The organism is Corynebacterium sp. CCUG 65737 (assembly GCF_024454115.1).
Taxonomy (GTDB): Bacteria; Actinomycetota; Actinomycetes; order Mycobacteriales; family Mycobacteriaceae; genus Corynebacterium; species Corynebacterium genitalium.
The window spans coordinates 102,896-117,883 of record NZ_JAGPZB010000005.1 but is presented as its reverse complement, the minus strand read 5'-3'; the positions used below and the strand labels follow the sequence as shown (position 1 = coordinate 117,883).

Annotated in this window: 13 protein-coding genes; 4 read left to right on the top strand and 9 right to left on the bottom strand. The window is 63.1% G+C overall.

Features of this window, described 5'->3' with window-relative positions; genetic code table 11:
- The first annotated feature begins 5 nt into the window (after positions 1–5).
- On the top strand, positions 6–833 hold the full coding sequence (locus tag KBX17_RS05750; RefSeq protein ID WP_256018882.1) for a type II CAAX endopeptidase family protein: 828 nt from the start codon (positions 6–8) through the stop codon (positions 831–833).
- On the opposite strand, the gene KBX17_RS05745 is transcribed toward KBX17_RS05750, so the two are convergent.
- The 4 genes from KBX17_RS05745 to KBX17_RS05730 are packed head-to-tail and all read right to left on the bottom strand — an operon-like array spanning position 830 to position 3,249.
- The gene (locus KBX17_RS05745; RefSeq protein ID WP_256018881.1) at positions 830–1,102 is read right to left on the bottom strand and encodes a mycoredoxin; all 273 of its coding nucleotides are present in this window, start codon (positions 1,100–1,102) and stop codon (positions 830–832) included. The two genes, KBX17_RS05750 and KBX17_RS05745, sit on opposite strands and share 4 nt — an antisense overlap.
- A gap of 2 nt (positions 1,103–1,104) precedes the next feature.
- A complete protein-coding gene (locus tag KBX17_RS05740; RefSeq protein ID WP_256018879.1) occupies positions 1,105–1,623 on the bottom strand; it encodes a dihydrofolate reductase in 519 nt (172 codons plus the stop codon).
- A gap of 2 nt (positions 1,624–1,625) precedes the next feature.
- Positions 1,626–2,435: a thymidylate synthase gene (locus tag KBX17_RS05735; protein WP_256018878.1), complete on the bottom strand. Its 810-nt coding sequence runs from the start codon at positions 2,433–2,435 to the stop codon at positions 1,626–1,628.
- Positions 2,436–2,475: 40 nt separating this feature from the next.
- A complete protein-coding gene (locus tag KBX17_RS05730; protein ID WP_256018876.1) occupies positions 2,476–3,249 on the bottom strand; it encodes a 3'(2'),5'-bisphosphate nucleotidase CysQ in 774 nt (257 codons plus the stop codon).
- Positions 3,250–3,390: 141 nt separating this feature from the next.
- Between KBX17_RS05730 and KBX17_RS05725 the strand changes: the two genes are divergently transcribed.
- Together KBX17_RS05725 and KBX17_RS05720 are read left to right on the top strand one after the other, a co-directional pair.
- On the top strand, positions 3,391–8,202 hold the full coding sequence (locus KBX17_RS05725) for a DEAD/DEAH box helicase (protein WP_256018875.1): 4,812 nt from the start codon (positions 3,391–3,393) through the stop codon (positions 8,200–8,202).
- On the top strand, positions 8,189–9,037 hold the full coding sequence (locus tag KBX17_RS05720) for a DNA-formamidopyrimidine glycosylase family protein (protein WP_256018873.1): 849 nt from the start codon (positions 8,189–8,191) through the stop codon (positions 9,035–9,037). The genes KBX17_RS05725 and KBX17_RS05720 overlap by 14 nt, the downstream gene beginning before the upstream one ends.
- Positions 9,038–9,139: 102 nt before the next feature.
- Here KBX17_RS05720 and KBX17_RS05715 read toward each other — a convergent pair whose 3' ends face one another.
- From KBX17_RS05715 to pgi, 3 genes are all read right to left on the bottom strand, one after another.
- Positions 9,140–9,772: a DedA family protein gene (locus KBX17_RS05715; protein WP_255997119.1), complete on the bottom strand. Its 633-nt coding sequence runs from the start codon at positions 9,770–9,772 to the stop codon at positions 9,140–9,142.
- Between the two features lie 76 nt (positions 9,773–9,848).
- Positions 9,849–11,333 carry a glutamate-cysteine ligase family protein gene (locus KBX17_RS05710; RefSeq protein ID WP_256018872.1) on the bottom strand — a complete coding sequence of 495 codons (1,485 nt, stop codon included), beginning with the start codon at positions 11,331–11,333 and terminating at the stop codon, positions 9,849–9,851.
- A gap of 46 nt (positions 11,334–11,379) precedes the next feature.
- Positions 11,380–13,017, bottom strand: a complete 1,638-nt coding sequence (gene pgi, locus KBX17_RS05705) for a glucose-6-phosphate isomerase (RefSeq protein ID WP_256018870.1) — start codon at positions 13,015–13,017, stop codon at positions 11,380–11,382.
- A gap of 62 nt (positions 13,018–13,079) precedes the next feature.
- Here pgi and KBX17_RS05700 point away from each other — a divergent pair, with 62 nt between their 5' ends.
- The gene (locus KBX17_RS05700; protein ID WP_256018869.1) at positions 13,080–13,409 is read left to right on the top strand and encodes an antibiotic biosynthesis monooxygenase; all 330 of its coding nucleotides are present in this window, start codon (positions 13,080–13,082) and stop codon (positions 13,407–13,409) included.
- Positions 13,410–13,512: 103 nt separating this feature from the next.
- Here KBX17_RS05700 and KBX17_RS05695 read toward each other — a convergent pair whose 3' ends face one another.
- Both KBX17_RS05695 and KBX17_RS05690 read right to left on the bottom strand, forming a co-directional pair.
- The gene (locus KBX17_RS05695; RefSeq protein ID WP_256018867.1) at positions 13,513–14,523 is read right to left on the bottom strand and encodes a hypothetical protein; all 1,011 of its coding nucleotides are present in this window, start codon (positions 14,521–14,523) and stop codon (positions 13,513–13,515) included.
- 164 nt (positions 14,524–14,687) lie between these two features.
- Positions 14,688–14,981 (bottom strand): chorismate mutase, encoded by a 294-nt coding sequence (locus tag KBX17_RS05690; RefSeq protein WP_255995384.1) that lies wholly within the window; start codon positions 14,979–14,981, stop codon positions 14,688–14,690.
- Positions 14,982–14,988 lie beyond the last annotated feature (7 nt).

Sequence of the window (14,988 nt, the reverse complement as noted above, 5' to 3'; positions counted from 1 at the left end):
GCTTCGTGGATTTGCGTTCGAAATCGTTCCCTTTCGGTTCTCGCAACCAGCCGAATTACACCTGGTGGAAACCGCTTTTGGAGATGATCGCGGCAGTCGTTTTGACCCTTGCGCTCGCGTTCGCTGTTGGCGGGGTGATGTTGCTCTCTGGCGCTGACCCGGCGTCAGAGAAATACGAGGAGCTTTTCCTGTTTCTCTCCGTGGCGGTGGAGATTCCGGCTGTTATGATCGCCGTGCGGTTTCTGGGCCGCCGGCCGGTCTTGTCTGTCTTGACTGGGGGTAGGTTCACGCGGCCAGTCGCGCTCGTCGGCGCGTACCTCTTGGCTTTGGCGGTCTCCTTCGTTGTGCTCGGCACGTTGAGTGTCCTGCTCTTCGATGCGTCGTGGAAGGACTCGATCGCAGGACTCAGCGCGACTTTCCCGCTGCAGATCATCATGATCGTTCTCGCGGCATTAGGCGAGGAAATGGCGTTCCGCGGGGTCGTGTTCCAGGCGTTCACCGCGTGGACCAAGCAGCCGTTGATAGGTGCCGCACTGGCGACGCTGCTGTTCATCGCGGTTCACATGCCCAGCTCTCCGGCAGCTTTCTTGCACTACCTTCTCGACGGACTGCTCTACATCGGGCTAGCGTGGTACTTCAACAGCATCGGAATGGTGGTCGCGGTGCACGCGGCATGGAACACCATCGGCAGCATGCAGGATTACGGCATCCCTGGATCGATGGGGGCCATGCTGGTGCAGTTCGCGGCGTCGGCTATCGCTGTCGCGGCGGTGGCCATCGTGTTCAGGAAGACGGCGCAGGCGCCGAGTGACGCCGCTGCCGCGCGGGGTTAGTTCAGCTCGGCGATCTTCGCCAGCACCTCGCCGGCGGGCGGGTTCGTGGCGTGGGCGCCGTCGGAGTAAAGGACGGTGGGCACGACGCGGTTGCCGTTGTTGACGGACTCGACCCAGGCGGATGCATCCTCGTTGCCGGGGGCTTCGACATCGACGATCTCGTGCGGGGCATCGGCGGAGCGCAGGTCCGCGAGCAGCCTGGTGCAGAACGGGCACCAGGAGGCGGCGAAGACGGTGACAGGGGAGGTTGTTTCCGGGGTGGTAGCCATTGTTATTGGGCCTTTCGTTCGAATCGTTGGAAGCGGTAGCGCAGCGGAGAGTCCTCAACGCCCTCGATAGTCACGCGGCCGCGCTCAGAGGTGAACCAATCAGTTTCGCTGACCAGGTCGAAATCCTCGGTGATCTGGGGAGCGTACACGGCATCGTGGGGGAGGTAAGGGGCGAGGTGGACGTCGATAAGCGTGCGCTCGATGACGTCGACCTCGTCGAGCGTGGCTTCATAAAGTTGCGCCCCGCCGATGATCCATGCTTCTGCGTCGAAGTCAGGCAGGTCGCGGTAGACGTACGCGCCCTTCGACCACGTGCCTGCTTCGCGCGAGGAAATGATGATGTTCGTGCGACTTGGCAGCGGCTTGATCGGCAGAGAATCCCACGTGCGACGACCCATGATGACCGGGCCGCCCAGGGTGGTCTCCTTGAAATGCTTGAGGTCCTCCGGCAGGTGCCACGGCATGCCCGCACCGTTGCCGATGATGCGGTCGACGGACTGGGCCCAGATTGCGCCGACCATCGTTACACCGAGACCTTCGCCGTGATCGTCGGGTGCGGGTCGTACCCGGTGACCGCAATATCCTCGAAGCCGTAATCGAAGATGGACTCCGCCTTGGTGAGCTCCAGCTGCGGGTACGGGCGCGGATCGCGCGACAGCTGTTCTTTGACCTGCTCAATGTGGTCATTGTAGATGTGGCAGTCGCCGCCCGTCCAGATAAGCTCGCCGACCTCGAGGCCGGCCTGCTGTGCGAACATGTGGGTGAGCAACGAATAGGACGCGATATTGAACGGCACGCCCAAGAACATGTCCGCGGAGCGCTGGTAGACCTGCATGGACAGCTTGCCGTCGGCGACGTAGAGCTGGAAGAGCAGGTGGCACGGCATGAGCGCCATCTTGTCTAGCTCCGAGACATTCCACGCCGAGACCACGTTGCGGCGTGATTCCGGGTCGCTGGTGAGCAGGTCGAGCGCATTCTGGATCTGGTCGATGTGCTGGCCGTCCGGGGTCGGCCAGGAGCGCCACTGGACGCCATAGACCGGGCCGAGCTCGCCATTTTCATCCGCCCACTCGTTCCAGATGCGGACATTATTCTCCTGCAGCCAGCGGACATTCGAATCGCCCTTGAGGAACCACAGAAGCTCGCCGACAACACCCTTGAAATAGACCTTCTTCGTGGTCAACAAGGGGAAAGAATCGGCGAGATCGTAGCGCAGCTGCTTGCCGAACACGCTGATCGTGCCGGTGCCGGTGCGGTCGGACTTCGGCGTGCCAGTCTCAAGGATTTCGCGTAGCAGATCTTCGTACGGGGTGGGGATGGTCGTCCCAGTCATTCACTCACTCTTTGCGGGGTCGTGCGGGGGTGTGGTGCGGCTACTTGGCGATGCCTTCGTAGCTGCCGTGCTCTTCCTTATACGCTGCGGCGTGCTCAAGAATTTCATCGGCGAGCTCCGGGCGGCAGATCAACAGGTCAGGGACATAGGTGTCCTCGTTGTTGAAGCGCACCTCGGTTCCGTCCAGGCTGGTGGCGTGCAGGCCAGCTGCCTTAGCGACGCCCACAGGGGCAGCCTGGTCCCATTCGTACTGGCCGCCGGCGTGAATATAGGCGTCGTAATCGCCGAGCAGCACGTGCATGGCTTTCGCGCCGGCAGAGCCGATGCCCACGGCCTCGAAGTCCATCTTCTCTGCGACGTACTTCGCTACCGCCGGCGGACGGTTGTGCGACAGTGCGATCTTGCGGGACAGCGGGCCCTCGACGTGGCGCACGTCGGAGGACTTGAACACCACACCCAAGTCGGGCAGGCCGACTGCGGCGTGGGTGGGCACACCATTTTCGACGAGCGCGATGTGCACCGCCCAGTCCTGGCGGCCGGTGGCGAATTCCTTCGTGCCGTCCAGTGGATCCACGATCCACACGCGCGGGTTGTCCAAGCGAGCCAGATCGTCGACCGCCTCCTCGGACAAGAATCCGTCATCTGGGCGGTGCTGCGCCAGCACACGCGCGATCCAGTTCTGGGCGAGATCGTCGCCTGCCTCCCCCAACTCGCGGCCGCGCAGTAGGCCCACACCGCGGATGCCCTTGAGGATTTCGCCGGTGCCAAGCGCAATGAGGTTAGTCAACCGTGAGTCCGAGTACGTTGCCGTCATGGCCTAGACCTTACCGCGTGCGCGGTGTCCTCGTGTGCTGTGGCCGACTGCTTTTGTAGCGCAACATAACACTTAACTTCCCACTTAACATCACACATGTGGGAAGTTAAGTGTTATGTTCCGGCCGGTTAAGGTGAAGGCGTGCCTGACAGACCTTCTGACCGATTTGTGAGCGGGGATTCCGGTCGCATTCTCGATCGCTTCCACCCGCAGGTGGCCACGTGGTTCGAGGAGGTCTTCGCCGCGCCGACTCCGGTGCAGGAGGGTGCGTGGAAATCGATCTCGGAGGGGGAGAACACCCTCGTTGTCGCCCCGACGGGTTCCGGTAAGACGCTGGCGGCTTTCCTCTGGTCGCTCAATTCGATGGTGCAGCGTTCCGGCCAGCAAGCCCTGCATTTCGACGACAATGCGGCGCTGCAGCGCACCACCACGGGAACGCGCGAGGGCGTGCGGGTGCTCTACATTTCGCCGCTCAAAGCCCTCGGCGTGGATGTGGAGAATAACCTCCGCGCACCTCTGACCGGCATTGCCCGTGTGGCACAGCGTATGGAGCTGGACATGCCGGATATCTCCGTGGCGGTGCGCTCCGGTGATACCCCGCAGGCCGAACGTAACCGGCAGGCCCGCAAACCCCCGGACATTCTCATCACCACGCCGGAAAGCCTGTACTTGATGCTGACCAGCAAGTCGGCGGGGATTCTGAAAACCGTCGATACCGTGGTCATCGATGAAATCCACGCCCTGGCAGGCACGAAACGCGGCGTCCACTTGGCGCTGTCGCTAGAGCGCCTGCGCCGCCTTGCCGGGAATTTCCAGCGCATCGGTCTCTCGGCCACCGTTCGGCCGCTCGACGCGGTGGCGAATTTCTTGGGCGAGCGCACCTCGATCGTGAACCCGCCGGCGGAAAAGAGATGGCAGCTCGACGTCCACGTGCCCGTCGAGGACATGAGCGACCTGCCCGTGCCGGAGGAGGGCTCGCCGATCGGGGAGGCGGTGATCGACACCTCGTCCATTCCCGACGATGTCCTCGACTTCAACTTGGACGGGCCCGAAGAGAAGAGGGACCTCGCCCCGCCGCCAACTCCGGGCCAATCGTCCATCTGGCCGCACATCGAGGCGCAGTTGTACCGGGAGATCATGGCGCATCGCTCGACGATCGTGTTCGTCAACGCGCGCCGGACCGCGGAGCGCCTGACCAGCCGCCTCAACGAGATCTGGGCGGCGGAGCACGACCCGGAAGCACTCAGCCCGGAACTTCGGCGCCCACCAGCGCAACTGATGAAGGCGACCGACTTGGCAGGCAAAGCCGCGCCAGTGATCGCCCGCGCCCACCACGGCAGCGTGTCCAAAGAAGAGCGCGTGACCACGGAGACTGCCCTGAAGGAAGGCACCCTCAAGGCAGTGGTGTCTACGAGTTCGCTCGAGCTCGGCATCGACATGGGTGCGGTGGACCTGGTCGTCCAGGTCGAATCCCCTCCGTCGGTGGCCTCGGGGCTGCAGCGCGTCGGTCGCGCCGGGCACTCCGTCGGAGCCGTGTCAGAGGGCTCGTTCTACCCAAAGCACCGTTCCGATCTCGTCCAAACAGCGGTGACCGTGCCCCGTATGCGTGAGGGCCTGATCGAGGAGCTGCACACCCCGAAAAGCCCGCTTGACGTGCTCGCACAGCAGACCGTCGCCGCTGTCGCGGTGGAGGACCTCGAAGTCGACGACTGGTACGAGACCGTCACCCGCGCCTGGCCGTACCGTGACCTGGCCCGCGAAGTTTTCGACGCGGTCATTGACCTCGTTGTCGGCGTCTATCCATCCACCGACTTCGCGGAATTGCGTCCCCGCGCGATCCTCGACGGCACCACCCTGAAAGCCCGCCCAGGAGCCCAACGCGTCGCTGTCACGAACGCCGGCACGATTCCAGACCGCGGTATGTTCGGCGTGTTCTTGATCGCAAGCGATCAAGACGGAGGAAGAGGACCGCGCCGCGTCGGGGAGCTCGACGAGGAGATGGTCTATGAATCCCGCGTCGGAGACGTGTTCACACTCGGCGCATCCAGTTGGCGGATTGAGAACATCACGCGCGATCAGGTCCAGGTCAGCCCCGCGCCGGGCCACACCGGCCGCTTGCCGTTCTGGTCCGGCGACAGTTTGGGCCGGCCGTATGAATTGGGTCTTGCGCTTGGCGAGTTTCGTCGAGAAGCGAAAAGCGGCGGTGAGATCGACCCGAGCCTGGATGCGTACGCCCGCGACAACCTCCTGAAATACCTCGACGAGCAGGAGGAAGCGACTGGCATCATCCCTGATGAGAAAACGCTGGTCCTCGAACGCTTCACGGATGAGGTGGGGGACTGGCGGGTCGTGCTGCACACCCCGTTCGGCAAAGGGGTCAATGCCGCGTGGGCGTTGGCGACGGGGTGGCGCGTGGCGCAGGAGACCGGTATGGATGCCCAGGCTGTCGCGGGTGATGACGGCATTGTGCTGCGCCTGCCGCAGGGCGAGAAGGAGCCGGATGCGTCAGTGTTCGGCTTCGACGCAGACGAGATCGCGGACATCGTGACTGAGCAGGTGGGCAACTCAGCGCTCTTCGCCTCCCGGTTCCGCGAGTGCGCCGCCCGCGCGCTGCTTCTTCCGCGCCGCAATCCGGGCAAGCGCGCGCCTTTGTGGCAGCAGCGCCAACGCGCCGAGCAGCTTCTTGACGTCGCCCGCAACTACCCGTCCTTCCCGATCATCCTCGAGACAGTCCGCGAGTGTTTGCAGGATGTCTACGATTTGCCGGCGCTGCAGGACGTGATGCGCCAGCTGGCTACCCGCCGCATCCGCGTCGCTGAGGTGACCACGGATCAGCCGAGCCCCTTCGCCTCGTCGTTGCTGTTCAACTACACCGGCGCGTTCATGTACGAAGGCGACACTCCGCTGGCGGAAAAGCGCGCTGCGGCCCTCTCGCTCGACCCGTCGCTGCTAGCTAAATTGCTGGGAACCGTGGAGCTAAGAGAGCTTCTCGACGCTGATGTCATCGCAGAGGTCGACACCTCCCTTCGTCGCCTCGGCAAGGCGGACACCTCCGAGCAGTTCGCGGACACGCTGCGCATCGTCGGCCCCATCCCTCTGGATGAATTGACCACTTATACCTCGGTTCCTTTGTCAAGTCTCGAAAAGAGCCTGACAAAGCGAGTCATGGTGGTGCGCATCGGCGGCCGCGAGCATCTGGCGCAATCACTCGACGCGCCCCTGCTTCGCGACGGGCTCGGCGTCCCTGTCCCGCCCGGCATCCCCGCCCAAGTGGCCACCATCCCGGACGCTCTGAACCAGTTGGTGAGCCGCTGGGTGCGCACGCGTGGGCCGTTCACGCTCCGCGACCTGGCTGAGGCATTCGGTCTGTCGGTCGGTGCGGCCTACACGGCGTTGACCCCGCTGGTTGACGCCGACAAGGTCATTGAAGGCCGCTACCGCCAGGGTGTTGACGAGCAGGAGTACATGGCCGCCGAGGTTCTGCGCATCGTGCGCACCCGGTCGCTCGCCGCTGCCCGCGCGCAGACTCGCCCGGTCTCACAATCGGCGCTCGGCCGGTTCATGCCGGCCTGGCTCAACATCGCCCCTGCCGGCACGCGGCCGCCGTTGCGCGGTGCGGACGGCGTGTATTCGGTCATTGAGCAGCTCGCTGGCGTCCGCCTTCCTGCCAGCGCGTGGGAGTCCATGATCCTCCCGTCGCGCGTGGGCGACTACTCCCCGGAGATGCTCGATGAGCTGACGCTGGGCGGCGAAGTCGTCATCGTCGGGGCTGGCAAGGCCGGCGCACGCGACCCGTGGATCATGCTGCTGCCCGCCGACTACGCCGCCCAACTCATGCCGATCCCGGAAGAACCCCTGCTCAGTCTTACCCAGCAGCAGGTGATGGACAAGATCCGCGCCGGCGGCGGCTACCTGTTCACTGACTTGTTGGATGGTGTCGGTGGTGCGCGCAGCGCGACCACCGACGAGCTCCGCGAGTCCGTGTGGGATCTCGTCGAGGCGGGTCTGATCGCACCTGACTCGTTCGCTCCGATCCGTGCTCGCCTCGCCGGCGGTAAGCATGGGAAGACGGCGCACAGGGCGAAGCGGCGGCCGTCGAGAAGCAGAATCCGCTCTGGGCGCACCACCTTCACCACCGTGACTCCGCCGGACATGACCGGGCGCTGGGCTGCGACACCAACGCCTGACACTGATCCGACGCAACGTTCGCTGGCGCACGGTGAAGCGTGGCTTGACCGTTACGGCGTGGTCACCCGCGGCAGCATCGTCTCCGAGGACATCCCCGGCGGTTTCGCCCTGGCCTATAAGACGCTCTCCGGTTTCGAGGAGTCCGGCAAAGCCATGCGCGGCTACCTCGTCGAAGGGCTCGGCGCCGCGCAATTCTCCACGCCAGCCACGATCGACCGTTTGCGCGGGCACCAGGACTCAGATGACCTCGTCGGCTGGCCGTCCGGCACCAAGGAACCGAAGGTCTACGTGCTTGCCGCCACCGACCCCGCGAACCCGTACGGCGCGGCGTTGCCATGGCCAGAATCCGGCCCGACACGGACTGCCGGCGCGCTCGTCGTGCTTATCGACGGCCTCCTCGCCGCCCACATCACCCGTGGCGGCAAGACCATGACCACTTTTTTCGACGGCTTCCCCGAAGGGGTCGTCGCTCACGGCGAAAGGGACGCGGAGCTTCTACGCATGGTCGTCGGGGCGCTCGCCGATGTTGTGGGGCAGGGGCGGATGACGCCGTTGACCGTCGAAAAGCTCAACGGCGGGCCCGCGTTCACCCTGAAAGAGTACGGTGCGGCCGGTTCACCGAAGGGCGCGAAGATCGGCGGCAGAACGGTTGCTTCGCCGAAGCGCCGTGGCCGGACGGTGACCGACGCGATCAAGTCGATGGAGCTGGACGACCTCAGCTTCGACGACCCGTCTGACGAGGAGGACACAGATGCCCGAGGGTGATTCCGTCTACCAGCTGTCCAAACGGCTGCAGTTCATGACCGGCCGCGAGGTGACCAAGTGCTCTCTGCGCGTTCCCCGCTTTGCCACCGTCGACTTCACCGGCATGACCGTCGAGCGTGTCTGGCCCTACGGTAAGCACTTGTTCATGCAGTTCGGCGCGGGCGGCTACGAGCCCGAGATCTTGCACACCCACCTCAAGATGGAGGGAACCTGGTCAGTCCATCGCGCGGGCAGCCGATGGAAGAAGCCTGGTCACACAGCTCGAGTTGTGCTCCAGCTTGCGGATCCGGCCGGCGATATCGAGCTGGTCGGCCATTCCCTCGGTCTTGTCGACGTCTTCCCTGCCGCCGCGTACGAGGAAGAGATGGGCTATCTCGGCCCAGACATGCTCGCGGAAGACTTCGATTCTGCGGAGGCTTATCGACGCATTCTCGCCGCACCGGAAAGAGAGATCGGGCGTGCGCTCCTGGACCAATACCGTGTCGCGGGAATTGGCAACGAATACCGCGCCGAGATCTGCTTCCTCGCCGGCGTCCACCCTGCCCGCACCGTTGGGGAGTTGGGGGAGGAGAAGGTTCGGTCGATCGTCGATATCTCCCGCCGCCTCATGTGGACGAACAAAGATGAGGTCAAACGCGTCTCCACCGGGGTGAAACGGGCCGGGGAGACGGCTTACGTCTTCGGTCGCAACAACAAGCCCTGCCGGCGCTGCGCCACCTTGATCAAAAACGGGTTCCTCGGCGGTGCGGGTGACCTTGAGCGCGTGATCTGGTGGTGCCCCACCTGCCAGCCAGAGCCAGAGGGCTGGGCAGAACGCGCCGTGCGGAAAAGTTGACATAGCGGGACCGTGCTCAAACGACTAAAACGCTGTGAGCTGCAGTTACGTTGCTAGGTGGAAATCCAGTTTGTCAACTTTTCCGCAAGGGATGCGGCCCCGTTAGCCCTGCGGTGCGGTCTCGTTGCGCTCACGAATGGCGCGGCGGATGAAGAAGACCAAAAAGCCTAGGATGATGAGGATGAGCAGGACGTAGACGACCTTGGAGTATTGGTCGACGTAGCGCTCGACAACGTCCCAGTTCTCACCGAGCTTGAAACCGAGGTAGATCAGGATGAAGTTCCAAATGCCGGAGCCCAGGGTGGTCCACAGGCCGAAAGTGAGCAGGTTCATTCGGTCGAGGCCGGCGGGAATGGAGATCAGCGAGCGCACGCCGGGGATGAGACGGCCGAAGAAAATCGACGGCTTGCCGTAACGGTCGAACCACTCCAGAGCTTTATCCACGTCGGAGGCCTTGACCAGCCACATCCAATCCGCGATGGCGCGCAGGCGGTCAGCGCCCAACCACGCACCCAGGCCATAGAGCATGTACGCGCCGACGACGGAACCAATGGTCGCCCAGATGAACACCGACACGAAGTTCAGGGAACCCTGCGCGACGGTGAAGCCGCCCAGCGGCAGCACGACCTCCGAGGGGATTGGCGGGAAGAGGTTCTCCAGCAGGATCGCGATGCCGACGCCAGGGGCGCCGAGGGCATCCATGAGGTTGACAATCCAATCGATGATTCCGGACACGCGTCACTCTTTCTTCTGGCGGTCAGTCCTCTAGCACTCTATCCGCTAAAGGTATCTGGACTAGAAACGCGCACCGTTAGATATCTGTTGACCAGGTATGCACCGGGGCGGAGGTCTTCTGATTCTCCAGGTACGCCTCGAGCACACGGGCAAGTGCGTCCTGGCGTTCCGGGGAACCGGGCTTCGTGCCTGCGCCGGTGGAGGCCAATGCATCGAGCTGCCACGATGCGCCGTTCTGGCGCCGCCACGCGCGCCCTTCGATGACGCCCAGGTACTTGTCAATCAAGTTCTCGCCGACCTCGAGCATCTCCAACCCGAGTCGTGCTTGGTCTAGGAGGTGGTTGAGGACGAGGTTGGAGACGTCGATACGCCCCAGCGTGGGCCACACAACCCGGGCACCGAGGCCGTCGCGCGCGCCGGCGAAGAAGTTATTCGTCGCATCGGTGAAAGTCAGGCGCGACCAGACGGGTCGAGTCTGTTCGCCGAGGAACTTGACCATGCCGTAGTAGAAGGCTGCGTCCGCAATGATGTCGATCGTCGTCGGGCCCGCCGGGAGGATGCGGTTCTCCACGCGGATGTGGGACAGCTCCGTCGACGGATCGTAAATCGGCCGGTTCCACCGCCAGATCGTGCCGTTCTGCAGATTGAGGTAGTGCAGGCCGGGGCTGTTGCCGTCCATGATCGGTTTGCCTGCTTCGGCGCGGCCTTCCGGGATGAGCGGGGAGAAGTAGCGGACGTTTTCCTCGAACAGGTCGAACACGGACGTGATCCAGCGTTCACCGAACCACACGCGCGGCCGCACGCCCTGGTTAACCAGCTCCGCGGTGCGGGTGTCCATGGACTGTTGGAAGATGGGGATGCGGGATTCGTGCCACACTCGGTGGCCTAAGAACAGTGGGGAATTTGCTCCGAGCGCCACCTGCACGCCCGCGATAGCTTGGGAGGCATTCCACGCGTCCGCGAAACGGTCGGGGGCGACTTGCAGATGCAGCTGCATCGAGGTGCAGGTGGACTCGGTAGCAATGTCCTCAAAGGATTCTCGGTACCGCTCTTCGCGCGCGATGTCGATGTCTACGAGTTCGCCGCGGGCCTGCATCACCGAGTTCGTCAGGGCAGCGTAGCGGTTCTCTTTGGTCATCCACTCGGGGCTTTTCAGGTATTCGGTGGTGACGGTCGGCAGGGTGCCGATCATCGCCATCCGCGCTCCTGCCGCCGTCGCGGCTTCCTGCACATTGTGCAGGCGCTCGTTCAGTCCGTTGTGCAGCCTCGTGAGCCCGTCGCCTTCCATCGACAACGGAGGGTGGTTCACCTCGACGTTGTAGCGCCCGACTTCGGCCTGGTATTCATCTGAAAGCTCAGCGAGCACCGCATCGTTGCAACCCGCAGGCGCTGCATTCTCGTCGACGAGGTTGAGCTCGAGCTCCAAACCGATCGTGCCGTGATCGACGAATTCGGCCTTTTGGAGGTGCTTGTCAAAAACCTCGAGCTCGTCGAGCAGGTAATTGCGGTACTGCGTCCGCTGTTTCGGGGTATAAGAATCGCGTGATACGGCGTCGCCCATGGTTGTCAAGAATAACCGCAGGCGGCGCCGATCAACCGCATTTCATTTACTTTTGTTCGCGGTACCAGCGAATCAGCGCGTCCGTTGAAGCGTCGCCGGTGTCGGGTGTTTCTTCGCCGCTGACAGCGCCCGCCAGCTGGTTGGCCTGCTCTTTGCCCAGCTCAACACCCCACTGGTCGAAGGAGTTGATGCCCCAGATCACGCCTTGGGTGAAGGTGATGTGCTCGTACAGCGCGATGAGCGCGCCAAGCGCGTGCGGTGTGAGTTCTGGGGCGAGGATCGTGGTGGTCGGGCGGTTGCCCGGCATGACCTTGTGCGGCGCCAGCTGCTTATCGACGCCACTTGCCTCCACCTCTTGCTGCGTCCTCCCGAAAGCAAGCACCTTGGTTTGAGCGAAGAAATTCCCCATGAGCAGATCGTGCATCGATCCTTCACCGGTGGCCGTCGGCAGGTCTTCCTTCGGGGTGGCAAAGCCGATGAAGTCCGCCGGGATCATCGTCGTTCCCTGGTGGATGAGCTGGTAAAAGGCGTGCTGCCCGTTCGTGCCCGGTTCTCCCCAGAAGATCTCGCCGGTGTCGACGGTGACGGGGGAGCCGTCGATACGCGTGCTCTTGCCGTTGCTCTCCATGGTGAGCTGCTGAAGGTAGGCGGGGAAGCGGGAGAGATCTTCGGAGTACGGCAGCACAGCGTGGGTCTGCGCGCCGTAGAAGTTGCGGTACCAGACGTTGAGCAGGCCCATCAGTGCCGGGACGTTGCGCTCGATCGGGGTGGTGCGGAAGTGCTCGTCCATCGCGTGGAAGCCTTCGAGGAAGCGCATGAAGTCCTGCGGGCCGATGACCGCCATGAGCGACAGGCCGATCGCGGAATCGACCGAGTAGCGGCCGCCGACCCAGTCCCAGAACGGGAACATGTTGTCAGTGTCAATGCCGAACTCGGCGACCTTCTCCGCGTTCGTGGACACCGCTACGAAGTGCTTCGCGATGGCGGACTTGTCACCGTCGAACTGCTCCAGCAGCCAACGCTTCGCAGCATGCGCGTTGGACAGGGTCTCCTGCGTGGTGAAGGTCTTCGATGCAACGATGAACAGCGTTTCCTCCGGATTGACCTCATCGAGGACCCGGGACATGTCAGCAGGATCGACGTTAGAGACGAACTCGGCGGTAATGCCCGCCGTGGCGTACGTGCGCAGCGCGTTTGCCGCCATCGCGGGACCCAGGTCCGAGCCGCCGATACCGATGTTGACCACCTTCTTGATCGTGTGGCCGGTGTGTCCCTGCCACTCGCCCGAGCGCAGCTTGGAGGCGAAATCGCGCATCCGGCCCAGCACTTCGTGGACGTCTGCTGCAGCGTCCTGGCCGTCGACTTTCAGATCCCGCTCCGCCGGGATGCGCAGCGCGGTGTGCAGCACAGCACGGTCCTCAGTGGAGTTGATGTGCTCGCCGGTGAACATTTTCTCCGTGGCACCCTTCAGGTCGGCCTCCTCGGCAAGCTCCACGAGCGCGGCGAGAATGTCGGCGTCAACGAGGTTCTTGGACAGGTCGACGTGCAGGCCAGCAGCGTCAAAAGTGTAGGTCTCAGCACGGTTGTCATCGTGGGCGAACAGTTCGCGCAGGGTGGTCGCCTGCTTCTCGGCGTGAAGCTTGAGCAGGTTGTTCCAGGCAGCGGTGGAGGTGATGTCGGTCATGGCCCCAAGGGTAGTGAAATATCTTGGGCTCTCGGGGTTAATTTTCGGGGATAATGGGCCGCATGAGCATTGTGAAGATCAACGCAATCACTGTCCCTAAGGACGCTGGCGAGCACCTGGAGGAGCGCTTCAAGGCCCGCAAACACGCCATTGACAATCAGCCCGGTTTCGAAGGCTTTCAGCTGCTCCGCCCCGTCAAGGGGGAAGAGCGCTATTTCGTGGTCACCCGCTGGGCGGATGAAGAGTCCTACAACAATTGGTGGGCTGGGGAAGGCCGCTCTGCACACGCACACGGCGAGGGCCGGGAAGGCGGGGAGGCCCGCGAGCCTGTCGCATCCGGGGCGGATCTACTCGAGTTCGAGGTCGTGCTCGACTCGCTCGAGGAGGACTAGGGGCCCGAGATTTAGTTTGCATAGTTGCACAGGTAAACAATTCTGAACTGGGGTTTTGTCCAGACCGTCACGAGCGAATGCAAACAATATCTTGACGCCGCCTCTAGGCCCTTTCCCGGAGCAACGCGAGGAGGATTCTGGGGAGGTCGTAGAGCGTCCCAGCTGAGATCCGCACGACGGTCCATCCCATAAGCTGGCATTCCAGGTTGATCCGGAAGTCGGTGTCTCGTTGGCCGCGAGCTAGGTGGTGTTCGCCGTCGTACATCAGGGCAATCTTGAGGTCTGTAAGGGCGAGGTCGAAGGTGGTGATGAGGCGTGGGCCGTCGTAAAGCGGGACTTGCTCGGTGAAGGCGAGCCCGTGTGATCTGAATTCCAGCGCGGCCTGTGCCCATTCAGTGTCGCCAATGAGGTTGGGTTTTTCCGTCAGCGCCGTGCAGATGAGACGCATCTCAGTTTCTTTGGGCGATTCAGCCCGCGCGCTAGAGAGCTGGAGAACGTTGCGCAGCCATCGGTTGTCCACTCGGCCGCGCGCGGCATCCAGGATGGATTCGGGGGTGACTCCAAGTAGGTGGCGTGAGGCGTCGACTAGCTGGACAGCCCACAGGACGATAGGGTCAGCTACCCATGCTGGGCTTGACCATGAGTGGATCCCTGCGCGGACATCTTGAACAGCTTCAACGACAGCGTCGGGTGGTGCGCTGACGGGTATCTCTAGCCCGTTCCAAATGACGGTCCACGTGCCCTTCGCTTTTCGACGCCTCCTGACCAGCCCCCATTCCCTTTCCCTCCGATCCACCGGTGTGTTCATCGTGGTGTCGCACGAGTCGGCTAGGTAGGGAAAACCCAACAGGGCGAGAGCGCTGAGACCGGCGACCACGCAGTTGGGGTTCTCATGGGCGTGGGCTACAGCTCGTAGACCGGCAGGCACCCGGTAGGCGGTGTTGTGGGGGTGGAATCGGGCATCGTGCCGGGCAAGTTCAGGTGATCGAGCCGGGAAGTCTGACGCGAAGAAACCGGAAGAAACCTGAATTCCCCCGCCTGTCCGGTTGAGGGTGCCGGGGACTCGGCGGGAAATAACCATCCGATCGACGCACGCAAGTTTTGTGTAGCCCATGCCCTTCTTAGACTGCGGGAAGGGTGGTTCGGTTCCCTTGAGTCGCGAACAGTGTGGCCTTGTTGGATATAGTTTGCAAGCTTGCCGTGGAAGTTAAATCTGACCTGCTGTTTTGTCAGCTCGGAAGGGGCCGGGTGCAAACTATATCCAGGCCGCCCGCTAACTTAACCTAACTTGCCCCGCCCGAGCCTGAGCAGGATCGCCGCCAGGTTCGGGCCTTCTTCTCCCAGCTCGTCGCGGAACTGGTTGATAATGGCCACTTCGCGGTTGTGCACCAACCGCGTCCCGCCCGAACCCATGCGGGTTTTGCCGATCGCTTGGGAGATCTCGGTGCGGCGCTTCACGGAGTCGAGGATCAGCCGGTCGAGTCGGTCGATCTCTTGCCGGTAGCGCTGAATTTCAGCGTTGGAAAGCGGATCGTCGGTGCCCGACGGATGCCTGATCTCGAACTCGCTCATAGCGCTT